At 75.1% G+C, this 17,051-nt stretch carries 18 protein-coding genes and 1 pseudogene; 6 read left to right on the forward strand and 13 right to left on the reverse strand.

Annotated features, from left to right (window positions below):
* Window positions 1-1,371: ATP-dependent DNA ligase (locus tag G1H19_RS04370; protein ID WP_163638788.1), on the forward strand; the 1,371-nt coding region annotated here is incomplete at its 5' end.
* 43 nt (window positions 1,372-1,414) lie between these two features.
* Here the strand turns inward: G1H19_RS04370 and G1H19_RS04375 are convergent.
* Window positions 1,415-1,798, reverse strand: a complete 384-nt coding sequence (locus tag G1H19_RS04375; protein WP_162392487.1) for a VOC family protein — start codon at window positions 1,796-1,798, stop codon at window positions 1,415-1,417.
* 307 nt (window positions 1,799-2,105) lie between these two features.
* On the opposite strand from G1H19_RS04375, the gene G1H19_RS04380 reads away from it, so the two are divergent.
* Window positions 2,106-2,462, forward strand: a complete 357-nt coding sequence (locus G1H19_RS04380) for a WhiB family transcriptional regulator (RefSeq protein ID WP_152730585.1) — start codon at window positions 2,106-2,108, stop codon at window positions 2,460-2,462.
* A 10-nt stretch (window positions 2,463-2,472) separates the two neighbouring features.
* Here G1H19_RS04380 and G1H19_RS04385 read toward each other — a convergent pair whose 3' ends face one another.
* The 3 genes and pseudogenes from G1H19_RS04385 to G1H19_RS22955 form a co-directional block, all read right to left on the reverse strand.
* Complete coding sequence (locus G1H19_RS04385) at window positions 2,473-2,736, reverse strand: hypothetical protein (RefSeq protein ID WP_235909915.1); 264 nt, start codon at window positions 2,734-2,736, stop codon at window positions 2,473-2,475.
* A 106-nt stretch (window positions 2,737-2,842) separates the two neighbouring features.
* A complete protein-coding gene (locus G1H19_RS22950; protein WP_328593534.1) occupies window positions 2,843-3,103 on the reverse strand; it encodes an SDR family oxidoreductase in 261 nt (86 codons plus the stop codon).
* A 13-nt stretch (window positions 3,104-3,116) separates the two neighbouring features.
* A pseudogene (locus tag G1H19_RS22955) lies at window positions 3,117-3,596 on the reverse strand (SDR family NAD(P)-dependent oxidoreductase); the annotation flags it as partial.
* A 137-nt stretch (window positions 3,597-3,733) separates the two neighbouring features.
* On the opposite strand from G1H19_RS22955, the gene G1H19_RS04395 reads away from it, so the two are divergent.
* Window positions 3,734-4,276 carry a TlpA family protein disulfide reductase gene (locus G1H19_RS04395; RefSeq protein WP_162392488.1) on the forward strand — a complete coding sequence of 181 codons (543 nt, stop codon included), beginning with the start codon at window positions 3,734-3,736 and terminating at the stop codon, window positions 4,274-4,276.
* A gap of 22 nt (window positions 4,277-4,298) precedes the next feature.
* Here the strand turns inward: G1H19_RS04395 and G1H19_RS04400 are convergent, their stop codons facing one another.
* Window positions 4,299-6,227 (reverse strand): helix-turn-helix domain-containing protein, encoded by a 1,929-nt coding sequence (locus tag G1H19_RS04400; RefSeq protein ID WP_152730587.1) that lies wholly within the window; start codon window positions 6,225-6,227, stop codon window positions 4,299-4,301.
* A gap of 288 nt (window positions 6,228-6,515) precedes the next feature.
* On the opposite strand from G1H19_RS04400, the gene G1H19_RS04405 reads away from it, so the two are divergent.
* Window positions 6,516-7,508 carry an oxamate carbamoyltransferase subunit AllH family protein gene (locus G1H19_RS04405; RefSeq protein ID WP_152730588.1) on the forward strand — a complete coding sequence of 331 codons (993 nt, stop codon included), beginning with the start codon at window positions 6,516-6,518 and terminating at the stop codon, window positions 7,506-7,508.
* Window positions 7,509-7,555: 47 nt separating this feature from the next.
* Here G1H19_RS04405 and G1H19_RS04410 read toward each other — a convergent pair whose 3' ends face one another.
* The 5 genes from G1H19_RS04410 to G1H19_RS04430 form a co-directional block, all read right to left on the reverse strand.
* Window positions 7,556-8,515, reverse strand: a complete 960-nt coding sequence (locus G1H19_RS04410; protein WP_152730589.1) for a fumarylacetoacetate hydrolase family protein — start codon at window positions 8,513-8,515, stop codon at window positions 7,556-7,558.
* Between the two features lie 30 nt (window positions 8,516-8,545).
* Window positions 8,546-9,484, reverse strand: a complete 939-nt coding sequence (locus tag G1H19_RS04415) for a VOC family protein (protein ID WP_152730590.1) — start codon at window positions 9,482-9,484, stop codon at window positions 8,546-8,548.
* The gene (locus tag G1H19_RS04420; RefSeq protein ID WP_152730591.1) at window positions 9,481-10,539 is read right to left on the reverse strand and encodes an amidohydrolase family protein; all 1,059 of its coding nucleotides are present in this window, start codon (window positions 10,537-10,539) and stop codon (window positions 9,481-9,483) included. Before G1H19_RS04420 ends, G1H19_RS04415 begins: the two co-directional genes overlap by 4 nt.
* Window positions 10,536-11,666 carry an FAD-dependent monooxygenase gene (locus G1H19_RS04425; protein WP_152730592.1) on the reverse strand — a complete coding sequence of 377 codons (1,131 nt, stop codon included), beginning with the start codon at window positions 11,664-11,666 and terminating at the stop codon, window positions 10,536-10,538. The genes G1H19_RS04420 and G1H19_RS04425 overlap by 4 nt, the downstream gene beginning before the upstream one ends.
* 83 nt (window positions 11,667-11,749) lie before the next feature.
* Entirely contained in the window at window positions 11,750-12,721 is a 972-nt protein-coding gene (locus tag G1H19_RS04430) for a fumarylacetoacetate hydrolase family protein (RefSeq protein ID WP_162392489.1), read from the reverse strand.
* Window positions 12,722-12,830: 109 nt separating this feature from the next.
* Here G1H19_RS04430 and G1H19_RS04435 point away from each other — a divergent pair, with 109 nt between their 5' ends.
* Complete coding sequence (locus G1H19_RS04435) at window positions 12,831-13,760, forward strand: LysR family transcriptional regulator (protein ID WP_162392490.1); 930 nt, start codon at window positions 12,831-12,833, stop codon at window positions 13,758-13,760.
* Between the two features lie 208 nt (window positions 13,761-13,968).
* Window positions 13,969-15,189, forward strand: a complete 1,221-nt coding sequence (locus tag G1H19_RS04440; RefSeq protein ID WP_202925818.1) for an MFS transporter — start codon at window positions 13,969-13,971, stop codon at window positions 15,187-15,189.
* Between the two features lie 69 nt (window positions 15,190-15,258).
* Here the strand turns inward: G1H19_RS04440 and hisG are convergent, their stop codons facing one another.
* The 3 genes from hisG to ribH form a co-directional block, all read right to left on the reverse strand.
* A complete protein-coding gene (gene hisG / locus G1H19_RS04445; protein WP_162392491.1) occupies window positions 15,259-16,125 on the reverse strand; it encodes an ATP phosphoribosyltransferase in 867 nt (288 codons plus the stop codon).
* 87 nt (window positions 16,126-16,212) lie between these two features.
* A complete protein-coding gene (locus tag G1H19_RS04450) occupies window positions 16,213-16,476 on the reverse strand; it encodes a phosphoribosyl-ATP diphosphatase (protein WP_162392492.1) in 264 nt (87 codons plus the stop codon).
* Window positions 16,473-17,003 (reverse strand): 6,7-dimethyl-8-ribityllumazine synthase, encoded by a 531-nt coding sequence (gene ribH / locus G1H19_RS04455; RefSeq protein ID WP_162392493.1) that lies wholly within the window; start codon window positions 17,001-17,003, stop codon window positions 16,473-16,475. Before ribH ends, G1H19_RS04450 begins: the two co-directional genes overlap by 4 nt.
* Window positions 17,004-17,051: the final 48 nt, after the last annotated feature.

Here is a 17,051-nt window from a genome sequence, read left to right on the forward strand (position 1 = left end):
CGGGACGGCACGCCGGAAGCCGGTCCGACGCTCACCGTCGTGGACGTCGACCGGGCCCTCGATGCACTCGCCACCACCAGCGGGCCGGGCTCGGTCGCCCGCCGGGAGGCCACGCTGGGCGCCCTGCTGGCCGCGGCGACCGGCGACGAGCGGCGCTTCCTGGTGGCGCTGCTGGGCGGCGAGCTGCGGCAGGGCGCGCTGGAGGGGGTCGTGCTCGACGCGGTGGCCACCGCCGCCGGCGTGCCGGCCGCCGCGGTGCGCCGGGCGTTCATGCTCTCCGGCCGGCTCCCGGACACCGCCGTCACCGCGCTCACCGGCGGCACCGCCGCGCTGGACGCCGTGCGGCTCACCGTCGGGCGCCCGGTGCGGCCGATGCTGGCCAGCCCCGGCTCCTCCCTGGACGCCGCCCTGGCCGACCTGGGCGCCGACGTGACCGTGGAGGCCAAGCTGGACGGCGCCCGGATCCAGGTCCACCGCGACGGCGACGTGGTGCGCGTCTGGACCCGCACCCTGCGCGAGGTGACCGACGGCGTCCCCGAGCTGGTGGACCGGGTGCGCGCGCTGCCCTGCCGCACCGCCGTGCTGGACGGCGAGACCCTCGCCCTGGACGACGACGGCCGCCCGCGGGCCTTCCAGGACACGATGAGCCGCTTCGGCAGCATGCTCCCCGCCGACCCCGACCCAGCGGCGCGGGCCCTGCTGCTCAGCCCGTTCTTCTTCGACCTGCTGCACCTGGACGGCCGCGACCTCCTCGACGAGCCCCTGGCGGTGCGGCTGGACGCCCTCGCCGGGCTGCTCGCCGGCGCGGAGCAGGCGCCGCTGCGGATGCCCGCCGTCCGCCGCCCGGACCCGGAGGCGGCCGCGGCGGTGCTGGCCGGTGCGCTGGCCGCCGGGCACGAGGGCGTGGTGGTCAAGGCCCTGGACGCCCCGTACGCCGCCGGCCGGCGGGGGAAGGCGTGGCAGAAGGTCAAGCCGGTGCACACCCTGGACCTGGTGGTGCTCGGCGCGGAGTGGGGCTACGGCCGCCGCTCCGGGAAGCTCTCCAACATCCACCTCGGCGCCCGCGACCCGGCCGGCGGCGCACCGGTCATGGTGGGCAAGACCTTCAAGGGCATGACCGACGAGCTGCTCGACTGGCAGACCGCCACCTTCCCGGCGCTGGCCCGCGAGGAGCCTGGCTGGGGTGTGCTGCTGCGCCCCGAGGTCGTGGTCGAGATCGCCCTGGACGGGGCGCAGCGCAGCACCCGCTACCCGGGCGGGGTGGCGCTGCGCTTCGCCCGGGTGCTGCGCTACCGCCCGGACAAGGACCCCGCCGACGCCGACACGATCGACGCCGTCCGCGCGCTGCTGGGTGGACCCGCCGGGGAGTGAGCCGGGCCCGGGTCGGCCGGGCCGTCGGCAGGGCCCGGCGGGCTCAGCGCACGTCGCGCCGCAGCGGGTGGTCGGCGGGCACCTGCACCAGCACGATCGGGACGCCGTCCGGGTCGGCGGTCCACATCTCCACCAGCCCCCACGGCTCCCGCACCGGCCCGCGGGTGATCGGCACCCCGGCCGCCCGCAGCCGGTCGTGCTCCGCGGCGACGTCCCGGACCTGGATCCACAGCGACAGCCCGACCGGGGGCTCGTCCGCCTGGCCGGACACCTCCAGCAGCCCGTTGCCGAGGAAGAACACCACCCCCGGGTGCTCGGGTGGGCCGAACTCCCGGCTCACGGCGAGGCCCAGCGTGTCCGCGTAGAAGGCGCGGCTGCGGGCATGGTCGACGGGGCGCAGGAGCAGCCTGCTGCTGAGGACGTCCACGCCGTCATCCTGCCGGTGCCCGGGGCGTGGCGGGTGGGGTCGCACCGGGACACCGGCCGGATCGAAGTCAACGAACCCCCCGGCGCGTCGTCGTCACAACATGACCGCGGCACCGGCGTGTCACCGCCGGATCGCGGAACGCGACACACGCCTGGGACGGGTGGGACAGGAGGGGCGGACGGTGCCCGGACCGGCAGTTGACCGGAGGTCGACTACACGCGTGTAATTCCCTCGATGTCACACACCGTGACAGCCCGGCGACCGTTCGTAGACGGGGCCGAGCCGAGACGCAGGGGGACGAATCGACATGGCCGACGTCACGTGGTTGAGCGACTACCGCACCGCCCACACCGCCCAGTACGACGTGCTGGGCCTGGGTGAGGGCCCGAGCGTGGCCTTCGACGCCGGCCTGACCGAGAACCTGTTCGGCGCGCTGGACGCCGAGACGTCGAGCTGGCACGAGAAGGCCCTGTGCGCCGAGACCGACCCCGAGGCGTTCTTCCCGGAGAAGGGCGGCTCGACCCGCGAGGCCAAGAAGATCTGCACCGGCTGCGAGGTCCGCGCCGAGTGCCTCGAGTTCGCCATCGCCAACGACGAGCGCTTCGGCATCTGGGGCGGCCTGTCCGAGCGCGAGCGCCGCGCGCTGCGCCGCCGCACCGCCTGACCGCACCTGCTCAGCCGCCCGCGGGCACCTGGACCGTGGTGGTGACCCGCACGACCCCCGGCGCCGGCGGCACGGACCCGAAGCCGAAGGTCACCGGCGGCCGCACCGGCGCCACCGCGCCGAGCGGCTCGCCCTCCCAGGTGGCGTCGACCCGGACGACCGCGTGCAGGTCCTGGACGCCGTACCACTCCGTGCGCCCGTGGCCCGCCGACCCCCGGGTGCGCAGCCCGGTGAGCACCCGGGCCGGGACGTCCAGCAGCCCCACCCCCGCCATGATGGCCATTGTGGCGGCGCCACGATGGCCATGATGGCGGCGCGTTCGTGTCGGTACTGGCGGCGGGCGGGATCACGAGGCCGCCCGGCTGCGGCGGACCGGTGGTTCAGAGCCCCCCGGCGACACGGAGGACCGCGCCGGTGCAGTAGGACGCCTCCGGGCCGAGCAGCCAGGTGATGGCCGGGGCGATCTCGCCCGGCTCGCCCGGCCGACCCATCGGCACCCGGCCGGCCACCCGGTCCAGCCGGTCGGGGTCGCCCGCCGCGGCGTGGATGCCGGTGCGCACCAGGCCCGGCGCGACCGCGTTCACCCGGACGCCGTCGCCGGCCAGCCTCCTTCGCCAGGCCGACGACGAGGGCGTCGACACCGGCCTTCGCCGCGGCGTAGTGCACGTACTCGTGCGGTGCGCCGAGCGTGGCGGCGCCGGAGGAGACGGCGACGATCGCCCCGCCCGGCCCGCCGCGGCTGCGGCTCATCACCTGGGCCGCCCGCCGCGCGCACAGCACCACCCCCAGCAGGTCGACGTCCAGCACCCTGCGGACGACGTCGACCGGGGTGTCGGCCAGGTCGCCCACGTGCGCGGTGAGCCCGGCGTTGGCCACCAGCCCGGTCACCGGGCCCAGCTCGGTCGCGGCGGCGAACAGCGCGTCGACGTCGTCGGGGTCGCTGACGTCGGCCCGCACGGCCAGCGCGCGACCACCGGCAGCGACCACCTGTGCGACGACGCCGTCCGCGGCGGCGTGGTCGGTCCGGTAGCCCACCGCCACGTCGTGGCCGGCACGCGCCAGGTGGACGGCGGTGGCGGCGCCGATCCCCCGGCTCCCGCCGGTGACGACGGTGACCGGGCGGTGTGCGGGCATGCCTGCATCCTGGCGGTGCCCGGGGCGCACCAGCCACCCCGGAGGCCGCACCGCACCGGCCACCCCGCCCGCGCCGGCGCCGCATCGGCCACACCGGCGACCCGCACCGGCCACCCCGGCGGCCCTACGCTGCGTTCGTGCGCCCACCCCCGACCCGAGCGCTGGCCACGCTCGCCGCGCTGGCGTGCCTGACCGGCTGCGGTGATGCCGCGGCGGAGCCGACGGCGCTGGGCGAGCTGGTGCCGGCCGCCGAGCGACTGGACGCCCCCGACCTGGCCGGCGAGCTGCTCGGCGGCGGCGAGCTGGACCCGGCGTCGCTGTCCGGGCGGGTCACCGTGCTCACCTTCTGGGGCAGCTGGTGCGCGCCCTGCCGGGTCGAGATGCCGGCGATCGACCGGGTGGCCGAGGACCTCGCCCCGACCGGGGTCAGCGTGCTGGGCGTCAACGTGCAGGACCCGGAGCGGGCAGCGATGGCGTTCGTGGCCGAGCAGGACATCGGCTTCCCCTCGGTCGCCGACCCGCGGGGCGAGGTGTCGGTGGCCTTCGCCGCGTTCCCGATCAGCAAGCCGCCGTCGACGGTGCTGATCGACGCCGAGGGCCGGGTGGCCGCCGTCTACGCGCAGGCGACCACCGAGGAGCAGCTGCGCCGGGCCCTCGGCGACCTGCTCGCCGAGGGCTGAGCCACCGGCCGGCCGGGCCCGCTCAGACCAGCGCGTCCAGCCCGTCGTCCACGGTGACCGGCGGGGCCAGCGCTGCCGGCGGGCGGACCGGCTGGTCCAGCCCGCGCATGCGGGCCGCGTGCAGTGCCAGCAGCAGGTTCAGCCGCAGCGTCGGGTCGGAGGTGAACGGCCCGAGCAGCCGCTCGAGCTTGCCGATCCGGTAGCGCATCGTGTTGTAGTGGAAGTGCAGCCGGCGGGCCGACTCGGCCACGTTGAGGTTGGTCTCCAGCAGGACCCGCAGCGTGTCGCGCAGGTCGGCCGAGTCCGGGTCGCTGGCGTCGGCCAGCGGGCCCAGCACCTCGTCGACGTAGGAGCGCAGCTCGCTGGAGTCCGGGATCAGCGACAGCAGCCGGAACACCCCGAGCTGGTCGAAGTGCGTGACCGCCTGCCCGCCGTAGATCTCCTGACCGACGACCAGGGCACGCTGCGCCTGCTGGTGGGCGTCGCCCAGCCCGGACAGCGAGGTGGCGGTGCGGCCGATCCCGGTGCCCAGCACCCGGCCCAGCCGGCGCAGCCGGGCGTTGACCCGGGAGCTCACCGCGGTGACCAGGGCGGTGACCTCGTCGGCGGTGCGGCCGTCCAGCGGCAGCACGGTGACGATCTCGGTGGCGAGCCCCGCGACCGCGGCGCCGGCGACCTCGCTCTCGACGGCCGACCGCCAGCCGTCGGCCAGCCGGTCGAGCACGTCCAGCGCGCGGGTCGGGTCGGCGCTCGCCTCCACCACGGTCTCGGTGGCGGTGACCAGGACGACGACCGGCCCGTCCAGGCGCCAGCCGAAGCTGCGGGTGTAGGCCAGCGTGCGCTCGGTGTGCCCGACCGCGCCGCCGACCAGCCGGCGGACCAGGTCGCCCTGGAAGCGCAACTCGACCGAGTGCACGGCCTGGTGCCGGATCTCCGAGAGCGCGGCGATGACGGCGGCGCGCTCCAGCACGGTGCCGGCGCCGACCAGCATCGGCCCGGTGCGGTGCACCGCGACCAGCCAGCCGTGCCGCTGGTCACCGGCCATCACCGGCGCCACGGCGTACTCCCCCACCCCGCCGGGCAGCTCGTGGTGCCCGGGCACCAGCAGGATGCCGTCGGCCGGGGACAGGTCGGCCTGGGCGAGCACCGCAGCCGGGGTGACCACGCTCTGGTCGGCGCGCACCTCCGACAGCCGGCGGGAGGGCCCCATGTCGGCGTAGGCGTCGTCCGCGGCGGCGTCCAGCAGCCACAGCCAGTCGCGGATCTCGGTGACGTCGGCCTCCGGGCCGGCGCTGGCCATGATCTCCCGGTCCGGGCCCAGCCCGAGCACGGCGGCGCCGTCCAGGAAGTTGGCCGCCCGGCCGACGACCTCGGCCAGCCCGCCGCCGGTGAGGGCCACGTCCATGAAGTCGTCGTGCATGCGGGAGGACAGCGACAGCGCCCGGGTCTGCTTGGCGACGATGCCGCCCAGCACCCCGGCCACCACCTCGTCGAGCCGGGCCGAGGGGGCCAGTGCGAGCACCGGGAAGTCACGGCGGTCGGCCTCGTCCAGCAGGGCCTGGGGCACGACGGAGGTCGTCGGGCTCTCCCGGTAGGCCAGCGCCGCGGAGCCGCTGCGGTCCAGCCGCTCGACCAGCGCCGCGCACTGGGCGGCGTCGGCCGGGGGCAGCCGCGCACCGAGCACGACCAGCACGTCCGGGCCCGCACCGGCGAGCGGGTCCGACGGGTCGTCCAGCACGACCGACCGCACCACGCGCAGGGCACCGTCGTCACCGGCGGCCAGGTGGCTGCCGGCCAGCGCATCCAGGCGCATGACCTCGGTCAGGGTCAGGCCCATGCTCGTCTGGGCTGCCGTCCGGTCGGCCGGCGGCAGCTGGGACAGCACCGGCAGCGACCTGGGTCCGGCGGTCCGGAACGCACCCAACCGGTCGCCCTCTGCTGCCACTGTCATTCGTTCGACACGCTCAGTCACGACTGTCCCCCTACGCCGAGCTTCGGCGACCGGAACATACCTGATCCTGTCAGAGATGCCCGGGCCACGGCGTCCATGATTGTGCACTTCCGCCATACGCGGCAGCACGACGCGCCGCCTAGGTTCGGGTCGGCCCGTTCATCGCACGCCCGGATGGTAGGCGGTCGCCGTCGCACGGTGGGAACACTCCCACCGCCCACCCGGTGTGGGCCGACAGCGGCCTCGGAGCCCCAGCCCGGCGGCTCGTGAACCCCAGGAGGCGCCCGCATGCCCACCATCGACGACCGCACTGCCCCGGCGACCGGTGCCGTCCGCGGACGGGCGGCACGTGCAGGTGTACCAACGATCCCGCTGCCGCGCGACTCGGCGCGCGCCACCGTCGCCACCTCGGCCCGCAGCCGCGCCGGCGCGACGGTCCCGGCAGCCGCCAGCACCGGGGTCGCCGACCTGCTGCGCGGCCCGGTCCGCCCGGCGCGCGTGCTGCTGTCCGTGCCCGCCGCGGTCTACCTCGAGGTGCGCACCGACCGCGGCCCCGACGTCGTCGGCGTGCTCACCAGTGACGCCGCCCGGCTGCCGCTGGCCTGCGTGCTCTCCCGCCCGTCCAACGGCCGCGCCCTGGTGTCGGTGCCCAGCGGCTCCCCCGCCCAGGTCGGTGCCGGCCGGATCGTCGTGGGCGACCTGGTGGTCAGCGCCGCCGCGTGGTGGGACCCGCGGCCCCGGCTGCCCAGCGCCCGCCCGGCCCTGCTGCCGGAGGGCGTGCGGGAGCTGCGCGGGGCGCTGTACGGCGACCCGGTCATGCCCAGCTCCTTCGCCCTGGCCGGCCTGCCCGCCGGCCCCAGCGGCCCGCTGGCGGCGCTGCGCGGCGCCGTCCGCCGGGCCGACCTGGACGCCGCCCTGCGCACCGCGATCCGGCTGGTCGGGCTGGGCCCCGGGCTCACCCCGGCCGGGGACGACGTGCTCGCCGGCATCGTGGCCGGCCTGGTGCTGCTCGGGCACCCGGACGCCGAGCGGTTCGGTGCCGGGGTGCACGCGCTGGCCACCGGGCGCACCACCGAGCTGTCCCGCTCGCTGCTCCGCCACGCGTCCGCCGGACGGGTCAGCGGCGAGTTCGCCGCAGTCGTGCGCGCGCTGGTCGGTGACGGTGCGCTGGCACCGGCCCTGCGCACGCTGCTGGCCACCGGGTCGACCAGCGGCCGGGCCCTGGCGCTCGGCCTGGCCACCGCGATCGACTTCTCCGAGCGCGGCGCCCGCGCCCGCTGAGAGCCACCGGTCCCGGCCCCCGCACGGGGGCCGGGACCGATCGCGGGTCAGCCCCGGGTGCGGGCGCGCGGGCGGGGGCGCGCCGGGGCCACCGGCGGCAGGTCCAGCCCGGCCACGACCCGGTTGCGCAGCGTGCCGATCCCCTCCACGGTCATCTCGACCACGTCACCCACCGCCAGCGGCGGCGGGGCGTCGGCACCCCGGCGCCCCCACAGCTCGGCCAGGCAGCCGCCGTTGCCGCAGGTGCCCGAGCCGAGCACGTCCCCGGCGCGCACCCAGGTGCCCCGGGAGGCGTAGCTGACCAGGTGCTCGAACGGCCAGCCCATGTTGGACAGCAGGTCCTGGCCGATCTCGGTGCCGTTGACCGACACCCGCATGTCCAGGGCGAGGAACCCGTCCTCGTCCCGGAACGGCTCCAGCTCGTCGGCGGTGACCAGCCAGGGCCCGAGGGTGGACGCCGAGTCCTTGCCCTTGGCCGGCCCGAGACCCACCTTCATCTCCCGGCGCTGCAGGTCGCGGGCGGACCAGTCGTTGAGCACCGTGTAGCCGAAGACGTGGTCGCGGGCCTGCTCGGGGCTGAGCGAGGCGCCGTCCCGGCCGATGACCACCGCGACCTCGCACTCGAAGTCGAACAGCTCGCAGCCCGGGGGCACGGCGACGTCGTCGTGCGCGCCGATCAGGGCGTAGGGGTTGGTGAAGTAGAACGTGGGCGCCTCGTACCACTCCGGCGCGATCGCCCCCGCCTCCCCCATCCCGGCGCGCACGCCCTCGACGTGCTCCTCGAAGGCGACGAAGTCACGCACGGACGGCGCCTGCAGCGGCGGCAGCAGCCGCACCTCGTCCAGGGCGACAGCCGCCCCCTCCAGGGCCTCCTCCCCCGCCGCGAGCGCAGCGGGCAGCCCCGCCCGCACCAGGTCGAGGACGGTGGTGGTGAGCGCGTGCACGCCGTCCTCGCTCACCACGCCCGCCGTCGTGGTGCCGTCGTGCAGGTACGTCGCGAATCGCATGGCGGTGATCCGATCAGACCGGTGCGGCCGTCAGACCGGCGGGGCCACGAAGAGCCCCTTGTCCACGTCGTTGAACGACTTCCGGGCCACGAACTCGTCCATCGCGTTCGCGGTGCCCCACTGGTCGGTGACCTCGGGGTCGGAGAAGTCGTGCAGGCCGGGGTGCCAGGTGTCCTCGTCGAGCACGTCGAGCTCGGTCGTGTACTCGATGGTGTTGCCGTGCGGGTCGAGGAAGTAGCTGAAGGTGTTGTTGCCGGCCTTGTGCCGGCCCGGGCCCCAGATCTTCTCCACCCCGGCGCGCAGCATCCGGCCCGTCCCGCGCATGTACTCGTCCACGCCGCGCAGCTCGAAGGAGGCGTGGTGCAGGGACGGGTGCGGGCCGCGGGCGATGGCCATGCTGTGGTGCCAGCTGTTGACCCGCATGAAGTACATCATCTCGCCCATGCGCGGGTGCATGAGCGTGTCGGACAGCGCGAACGCCAGGTGCTTCTCGTAGAAGGCCCGGGTGCCCTCGGGGTCGGCGGAGTTGACCACGACGTGCGACAGCCGCACCGGGATCGACTCGCCCACCTCGATCTTGCGGTGCGTGCGGGTGGCGACGTCGGAGGAGATCTCGACGGTGCGGCCCTCGTTGTCGAAGAACCGGAACCCGTAGCCGCCGCCCGGGGTCTGCAGGTCGCCGGGCTCCCCGACGAGCTGCACGCCGTCGGCGGCGAGCCGGCCGGCCAGGGTGTCGACGTCGGCGGCGGTGGCGGCACCGAAGGCGATCAGGTCGATCCGCTTGTCGGTCGCCTCGCGCAACCGCACCACGTACTGCTCCGGGCTGCCCTCGGCGGCCAGGAACGAGACGCCGGTGTCGCTGTGCTCGGCGGTGAGGCCCCAGGTGCCGGTGTAGAAGTCCAGCTGCTTGGCGTAGTCCGGCACGGCGAGGTCGACGTGCCGCAGGTGGGTGATCAGGCGCTGGGTCATCGGGGGGTTCCCTCCAGGGTCGGGGCGGGCGTGGTGTGGGTGGGCACGAGACCCAGCTCGGCGGCGGTGCCGCCGGAGATCGCGTGCTCGGCGTCGGCGCCCAGGCCGGCGGCCTGCAGCCGCTGCACCGGGTCGGGGACGCCCATGTCGAACGGGAAGTCCGAGCCGAGCAGCACCCGGTCGGCGCCGACGGCCTCGACCAGGGCGCGCAGCGCCTCGGGGGTGTGCACCAGCGAGTCGAACCACAGCCGGCGCAGGTAGGAGCTGGGCAGCTCCGCGCAGTCCCGGGCCTCCGGCCGCACCGTCCAGGCGTGGTCGGAGCGGCCGAGGAAGGTGGGCAGGTAGCCGCCGCCGTGCGCGGCGACCAGGCGCAGGCCCGGGTGCCGGTCCAGCACGCCGGCGAACACCAGGTGCGACAGCGCGACCGCGTTCTCCACCGGCTGGCCGACGGTGTTGGACAGGTACCAGCGGTCCAGCCGCTCGTCCAGCGTGCAGCCGAACGGGTGCAGGAACACCACGGCCCCGAGCTCCGCGGCCCGGGCCCAGAACGGCTCCAGCCGCTCGTCGGACAGCTCCACGGTGCGGTCACCGGCGGCGCCGCCACCCGGGGCGTGCGAACTGATCTCCACCCCGGCCAGGCCGCAGCCCAGGACGGCGTCCTCCAGCAGCTCGACACAGAGGTCGGGGTGCTGCAGCGGCACCAGGCCCAGACCCACGAACCGCTCGGGCTCCTCGGCCACCAGCGCGGCGATCGAGCGGTTGGCCGTGGTGCAGACCACGCGGGCCAGGTCCGGCTCGGCCCAGTAGTGGTAGTGCGACGGCGAGGGCGACACGACCTGGACGTCGACGCCCTGGGCGTCCATCGCGGCCAGCCGGGCGTCCACCTGGGTCAGCAGCGGGATCCGCTCGCCGACCATCCGGCCGGACACCGCCAGCGACGCGCCACCGTTGCGCCGGGCGTCCAGCGCCTTCGCCGCGTCCAGCCCCGGCTGCCCGGCGACGACGGCCTCGACGTCACCGATGATCGCGTGCGCGTGCACGTCCACGACGGTCATGCCGGCACGCTGACCATGGCCGAGATGCGGCCCATGAGCCCCGGCACGTCGCCGCGCTCGTGGTCCAGCAGCCACTGCCCCAGCTGCACCGAGGCCTCCACGACGGCGGTGGCCCGGTCGGCCCGGCGGGCGGTGAACGCGGCCCACAGCCCGTCGTCCAGGGTGTCGGCGGCGAGCAGCAGCTCGGCCAGCACGGCCGCGTCCTCCAGTGCCTGCGCGGCACCCTGGGCCAGGGTGGGCGGGCAGCAGTGCGCGGCGTCGCCGATCAGCACCACCCGGCCGCGGTGCCAGTCGCCCTGCAGCACGTGGCTCTCGAACCAGGTGTAGTTGACCTTGGACGGGTCGTCCATGAGCGCGCGGATGTCGTCCCACGGCCCGTGGTAGTGCTCGGCCAGCCCGCGCATGGTCTCCAGCTGCTGCTCGGGGGTCAGCGTGCTGCGGTCCTGCGCGTCCTCGACGAGGTAGGCGTACAGCGAGTCCTCGCCGGTGGGGCAGTAGCCGGCGATGTAGGCCGGGCCGCCGTAGACCAGCTCGGTGCGGAACACGCTGTCCGGGCGGCCGGTGAACACCCGCCAGATGCCCATGCCGGTGGACCGGGTCTCCAGCTCCACGCCGAGCATCCGGCGGGTCCAGGAGCGGATGCCGTCCGCGCCGACCACCAGGTCGTAGCGGCCGGTGCCGCCGTCGGCGAACGCGACGTCGACGCCGTCGGCGTCCTGGGTGAGCTCGGTGTAGGTGGTGCCCATGCGCACCTTGACGCCGACCTCCACCGCCCGGTCGAGCAGGATCCGGGCCATCGCGGCGCGCGGCATGCCCATGCCGGCGGGCAGGTCGGGACCACCGGTGCGGGCATCGGGCATCTCCACGATCAACGTCCCGGCCGGGTCCGGCGCGCGCAGCGCGATGGAGTCGAAGGGGTACCCGGACGCCTGCACCTGGTCCCAGACGCCGAGCTGGCGCAGCACGCGCAGCGCGTTGCCCTGCAGGCTGATGCCCGAGCCGATGCCGGCGACGTCCGGCTTCACCTCGACCAGGTCGACGGCGACGCCGGCCTCGGCCAGCAGGATGGCGGTGGCGGCGCCGGCGGCACCGCCGCCGACGACGAGCACGGAGTTCACAGCGGTCATGACGGGCTCCTACGAGGTGGGGTTCGGGTCGAGCGCGGCGCCTCCGGCACCGGGCGCGGACGGCGAGGGCGGAGCGGCCGGGCTCACGACTGCTCGGCGCGGTACGTCTGGCGCTGGGTGCCGAGACCGGTGATCGAGCCCTCGAGCACGTCGCCGTCGCGCAGGAAGATGCCCCGGGGCGCACCGTTGCCCGCCGGGCTGCCGGTCAGGACCAGGTCCCCGGGCAGCAGGGTGGTGGTCTGCGAGACGGCCGACACCAGCGCCGCGACGTCGAAGAGCATGTCCTTGGTCGACTCGTCCTGCTGGACCACGCCGTTGTGCGTCAGGGTGATCCGCAGGTCCTGCGGGTCACCGACGAACGAGGCCGGGACCAGCCAGGGCCCGGTGGGCAGGAAGCCGGGGGCGTTCTTGCCGCGGAACCAGTCGGTGCCGATCTCCTTCATGTCCCGCCGGAAGATGCGGTCGCGCGAGCTCAGGTCGTTGACGATCGTGTAGCCGGCCACGTGCGACAGGGCCTGCTCGCGGCCGACCCGGAAGGCGGGGGCACCGATGACGGCGGCCAGCTCCAGCTCCCAGTCGTGCTTCTGCGACCACGACGGCAGGACGACGTCGTCGAAGGGGCCACCGACGGCGCTCGGCAGGCCGAGGAACACGTAGGGGTCACCGGTGGCGGCCCGCTCGTCCATCTCCGCGGCGGTCTGGGCGCGCACCTCCTCCACCGTGCGGCCCTCGGCGATCTCGACGTGCGCCATCGCCAGGTCGATCACGTGGGTGCGGTAGTTCGCACCGGACTGGAACACCTGGCGCGGCTCGACCGGCGCGAGCACGGTGTAGCCGGACAGCGGCGCGGCGGCCTGCGGGGCGAGCCCGGCGAGCAACGGCAGCACGCGGTCCCACTCGGCCAGCAGCTGCTGCACGGTGACCGGGGCGGGGACGCCGAGGGTCTGGGCGACGTCGTCGAGCTCGAGGACGAGCTCCCCGGCGACCAGCGCGGTGCGCGCACGGCCGTCCGCGGCGAGTCGGGCGAGCACGAAGGAGGTGGTTCCGGGGAGCACGGCGGTCCTTCCATCAGAGTGACGGGAACCACGTTCGTCCGGGCGCGGCCATCAGGGAAGGCCCGATCGCTGATGACGTCGATCATCGCCACCGATACGCTCGGTCGTCGTGAAGCTGTCCAACCTGGACCTCAACCTGCTGGTCTCCCTGGACGCGCTGCTGCAGCAGCGCGGGGTCACCCGGGCGGCACACCAACTGGGCCTGAGCCAGCCCGCACTGTCGGCGTCGCTGGCCCGGCTGCGCCGGCACTTCGGCGACGACCTGCTGGCCCGCTCGGGCAACGACTACCAGCTGACCCCGCTCGCGGTGCAGCTCAAGCCGCAGGTGACGCTGGCCCTGCGCGGGGTGGAGCGGGTGTTCACCGCCCAGCCGGACTTCGTCCCGGCCGACTCCACCCGCGAGTTCAGCCTGGTGATCAGCGACTACGCCGTCCGGGTCCTCGGCGACACCCTGGCCGGCCTGCTGGCCGAGGCCGCCCCGATGGCGCGGCTGCGCTTCGGTGCGAACACCCCGGAGATGGTCGACCGTGCCGCCCAGACGCTGCTGGCCACCGACGGCATGGTGATGCCGCACGGTTTCGTCACCGACCTGCCGCACGTGGACCTCTACCGCGACGAGTGGGTCTGCGTGGTGTCGGCCGACAACACCGACGTCGGCGAGGAGCTGACCCTCGAGGCCCTCACCACCATGCCCTGGGTGGCCAGCTACCAGGGTCCGACGTCGGCGACCCCGGCCGCGCGGCAGCTGCGGCACATGGGCATCGAGCCCCGCGTGCAGGTGATCACCGAGAGCTTCCTGACCGTCCCGGCGCTGGTGGCCGGCACCGGGCGGATCGCCCTCATGCAGCAGCGGCTGGTGCAGGTGCTGCCGCTCAGCGCGGGGGTGCGGGCGCTGCCCTGCCCGTTCGACGTCGGCCCGCTGGTGGAGGCGCTGTGGTGGCTGCCGGTGTACGACCGCGACCCGGAGCACCTGTTCTTCCGAGAGCTGGTGGTGCAGGCGGCGCGGCTGGCGACGCTCCCCGCGCAACCCAGCAGCTGACCTCCTCTCCCGGGCGGCCCGGCGGGCCCGGCGTCCGTCCGCAGGTGGGCGGGCCGCATCCGGCCAGCATGCACATCCACCGCAGTGATGACCACCCCGGCAACGTCTATTGGTCAGGGTGACTGTGGCATCGGACACTCAGCGACGTCCGTCACGTCCGGCGGACGTCCAGCGGCCCGCACAGTGGCGGGTTCCCCGAGGAGGCCCCTTGTCCGAGCTGACCGCCAGCGGGACGGCGACACCGAGTCCCACGCCCGCGTCCGCGCCGACCGAGCGCACCCCGGGCCGCGCCCAGGTCGTGCTGCTGCTCGCCCTGAGCTGCCTGTCGGTGCTCGGCGCGGTCCTCATCGCCCCGGTGCAGCCGGCCATCACCGACGCCTTCGCCGGCAACCCGGACGTGGAACTCCTGGTGCCGGTGTCGCTCACCGTCCCGGCGCTGATGATCGGCCTCATCGCCCCGGTCGCCGGCCGGTTCGTGGACAAGTTCGGCCGGGTGCGGCTGCTGACCGGCGCGCTGGTCGCCTACTCCGTGTTCGGCACGGCGCCGCTGTACCTCGGCTCGCTGGAGGCGATCGTCGCCAGCCGGGCGCTGGTCGGCATCGCCGAGGCCGTGATCATGACCTGCGTGACGACGCTGATCGCCGACTACTGGAGCGGCACGCGGCGCAACCGGTACCTGGGCCTGCAGACGGTGATCACCGGCGTCTCGGCCATCTTCTTCATCGGCCTGGGCGGTGCGCTGGGCGAGAGCAGCTGGCGCGCCCCGTTCGTGCTGTACGCCGTGGGCATCGTGGCCGCCGTCCTGGTGCCGCTGCTGCTCTGGCAGCCCGCGCCCCGCCCGGCCGGCCCCCTGGTGCCGGTCGACCTGCGCCGCCTCGCGGCCCCGCTGGCGGTCAGCTTCGTCGGCGGCGCGGTGTTCTTCACCCCGATCGTGGAGCTGTCCTTCAAGCTGGAGGACGTCGGTGTCACCTCGACCGGTGTGATCGGTGCGATCAGCGCCGCGGCAGCGATCGCCACCGCGGTCGGTGCGGCGACGTTCGCCCGGGTCGCCGCCCGTGGACCGGCCGTCCTGCTGCCCGCCGCCCTGGGCACGGCCGGCGTCGGCATCGCCGTCATGGGCGTGGGCGGCAGCATCGCCGTCGTCGCGCTCGGTGGGGTCATCGCCTCGGCCGGCACCGGCCTGCTGCTGCCCACCCTGCTCACCTGGGCGGTCTCCTCGCTGCCCTACGAGCAGCGCGGCCGGGGCACCGGCTTCTGGACCGGCTCACTGTTCATCGGGCAGTTCCTCTGCCCGGTCTTCATCCTGGCCGTCTCCGGGCTGCTCGGTGGGCTGTCCGGGGCGCTGGTCGTCATGGCCGTGATCTCCCTGGCCCTGGCCGCGGCCGTGCTGGTCCTGCGCCCGGCCACCCCGGAGGCGCTGGTCGACTGACCCGGCCCGGTACGACGACGGCCGCGCCCCCGGCAGGGGGCGCGGCCGTCGTCGTGTGCGGTGCGGCGCTCAGATGCGGCAGGCGTGGATGCCGGTGACCAGGATGGCGCGGGCCCCGAGCTCCCAGAGCTCGTCCATCAGCCGGTTGGTGTCGTGCTGCAGCACCATCGCCCGCACCGCCGACCAGCCCGGGGTCTGCAGCGGGCTCACCGTGGGGCCCTCCAGGCCGGGGGTGAGCGCGGTGGCCCGGGGCAGCAGGTCGTTGGGGCAGTCGTAGTCCAGCAGCACGTACTGCCGGGCGACCAGCACGCCGCGCAGCCGGCGGCGCAGCTGGGCCACGGCCGGGACCTCCTCGGCGCCGGCCCGGCGGACCAGGATGGCCTCGCTGGACAGCACGGGCGCGCCGATCACGTGCAGCCCGGCCTGGCGCAGGGTCGTCCCGGTCTCCACGACGTCGCAGACCGCGTCGGCGACGCCCAGCCGGCAGGCGGTCTCCACCGCGCCGTCGAGCTTGACCACGTCGGCCTTGATGCCGGAGTCGGCGAGGAAGCGTTCCAGCACGACCGGGTAGGCGGTGGCGATCCGCTTGCCGGCCAGCTGGTCGACGCTCTCGATGCCGCTGTCCTCGGGGCTGGCGAAGCGGAACGAGGAGCGGCCGAAGCCCAGCGGCATGACCTCGGTGGCCAGCGGGCCCTCACCGTGCGCGGGCGAGGTCTCCAGCAGCATGTCGCGGCCGGTGATGCCGACGTCCAGCGTGCCGGCGGCGACGTAGACGGCGATGTCCCGCGGGCGCAGGTAGAAGAACTCGGTGTCGTTCTCCGGGTCGTAGACCGCGAGGTCCTTGGTGCTGCGCCGCTGCCGGTACCCGCTCTCGGACAGCATCTCCGCGGCCGGCTCGCTCAGGACGCCCTTGTTCGGCACGGCGACGCGCAACACTGTGGAACTCCTCGGCTCACGGGTTCGGCCCTCCTGCAGGGTCCCGCCGCGTGCGGAGCGCGTGGTGGGGGGCAGGAGGGTCCTTCTTCAGAGGTGAGCGTAGACGTCCTCGAGGGACAGGCCCCGCGCCAGCATGAGCACCTGCACCCGGTACAGCAGCTGGCTGATCTCCTCCGCCGTCCGGTCGGCGCCCTCGTGCTCGGCAGCCATCCAGGACTCGGCGGCCTCCTCGACCACCTTCTTGCCCGCCGCGTGCACGCCGTCGGTGACCGCGGTGACCGTCCCCGACGACGGGTCACCGGCGGCCACCTTGGCGCTGAGCTCGGCGAAGAGCCCGTCGAACGTCTTCACGCCGGGCTGTCCGGGGTGCTCGCGGGCGTGGCGGTGAAGCCGGTGGTGCGGCGCGGGGAGCGGATCTCGCGCAGCGTGATGGCCGTGGACAGCGCGGCGATGGTGGCGTCCCAGCCCTTGTCCTCGGTGGACTGCGGCAGCCCGGCGCGGGCCCGGGCCTGGCCCTCGGTGTCGCAGGTCAGCACGCCGTTGCCCACCGGGGTGGCGGCGTCCAGCGCGACCCGGGTGAGCCCGGCGGTGACCGAGTCGCACACGTAGTCGAAGTGCGGAGTGCCGCCGCGGATGACCACGCCCAGCGCGACGACGGCGTCGTGGCCCTCGGCGAGGGCCTGCACCAGCACCGGCAGCTCCAGGGCCCCGCTGGCCCGCACCACGGTCGGCTCGACGACGCCGCACGCCTCGGCGCAGGCCAGCGACCGGGCGAGCAGGGCGTCGGTCAGCGCCGGGTGCCAGGAGGTGGCCACCACGGCCAGGCTCGTGCCCGCGGCGTCGACGACGGACAGCTGGGGTGCGCCCTCGCCGCTCACTTGTCCTCCTCGCTGGCGCTCGTCGTCCGCATTCGCGGTGCCGCTGTG

The sequence above is a fragment of the Goekera deserti genome, from assembly GCF_010685995.1.
GTDB classification, from domain to species: domain Bacteria; phylum Actinomycetota; class Actinomycetes; order Mycobacteriales; family Geodermatophilaceae; genus Goekera; species Goekera deserti.

Coding starts and splice junctions, on each gene's coding strand:
- G1H19_RS04405 (WP_152730588.1), top strand. CDS start 6,516: ATGCCCACCATCGACGACCGCACTGCCCCGGCGACCGGTGCCGTCCGC.
- G1H19_RS04415 (WP_152730590.1), bottom strand. CDS start 9,484: ATGACCCAGCGCCTGATCACCCACCTGCGGCACGTCGACCTCGCCGTG.
- G1H19_RS04410 (WP_152730589.1), bottom strand. CDS start 8,515: ATGCGATTCGCGACGTACCTGCACGACGGCACCACGACGGCGGGCGTG.
- G1H19_RS04380 (WP_152730585.1), top strand. CDS start 2,106: ATGGCCGACGTCACGTGGTTGAGCGACTACCGCACCGCCCACACCGCC.
- G1H19_RS04420 (WP_152730591.1), bottom strand. CDS start 10,539: ATGACCGTCGTGGACGTGCACGCGCACGCGATCATCGGTGACGTCGAG.
- G1H19_RS04425 (WP_152730592.1), bottom strand. CDS start 11,666: ATGACCGCTGTGAACTCCGTGCTCGTCGTCGGCGGCGGTGCCGCCGGC.
- G1H19_RS04400 (WP_152730587.1), bottom strand. CDS start 6,227: ATGACAGTGGCAGCAGAGGGCGACCGGTTGGGTGCGTTCCGGACCGCC.
- G1H19_RS04385 (WP_235909915.1), bottom strand. CDS start 2,736: ATGGCGGGGGTGGGGCTGCTGGACGTCCCGGCCCGGGTGCTCACCGGG.